The following is a 771-nucleotide window of genomic DNA, read 5'->3' on the forward strand; positions in this document are numbered from 1 at the left end:
TTACAGCATCTTTTGAAACTCTTCCAAATTCATTGTGTTTTGTAAAATGTTCGGCTAATAACTCTAGCTTTTTAAATGTTTCAACAGTAATTCGAGGTCCAATTTGTTTTTTCTCTTCCATCCAAACACACTCCTAACAAGTTGTTAACATAATTCTAACATTGGAAATAATAGAATTCAAGAACAGAAAAAAGAAGCACACTCGGAATGATATTTCGTTTCCTTTTGATTCCGAGCCTCCACCCCTTACAATCCCCAAAGGCAACCGACAAGGGAAAATTCGTCCCTTATCGGCACCTCCGGAAATTGTACAGCAAGGGGTCACTCCCAATAAAAAGACTACGACATATAAAACAGGTTTAGCTTCAGAGAAAAAGAGCATAAGGAAACTCGGTGCCACCCTAAAAAAAAGGGTGTCAAACAGGCTGTGCCTGTTGAGTTTCTATGCTCTTAGAACAGGTGCCGTTTTTGAAGCCAAAGATATAGCATAGATACCCCATAGATATAGCAGGGATATACCAAAATATCTCTAGAGATACGGGTATCTATGCTATATCTCTCTACAAGATTCCTCCACACGCTTGACGGAAATGCTTCAGCATTTTAGCACTCACTCGACAGAGTGTATAAGTGCGCCATTCGGAATTTCAAAGCTTCAAATTTCACAGAGAGTGCCCATTTATACACACCCCCTAAATCGTGGTGTGACAATGGGTTCTCGCCGGCTCGAAATCGGTTTGTCATTCTGACAAATAACTCTTCGGGAAATAA

The sequence above is a fragment of the Kitasatospora sp. NPDC057738 genome (assembly GCF_042798815.1).
Taxonomy (GTDB): domain Bacteria; phylum Actinomycetota; class Actinomycetes; order Streptomycetales; family Streptomycetaceae; genus Kitasatospora; species Kitasatospora lactacystinica.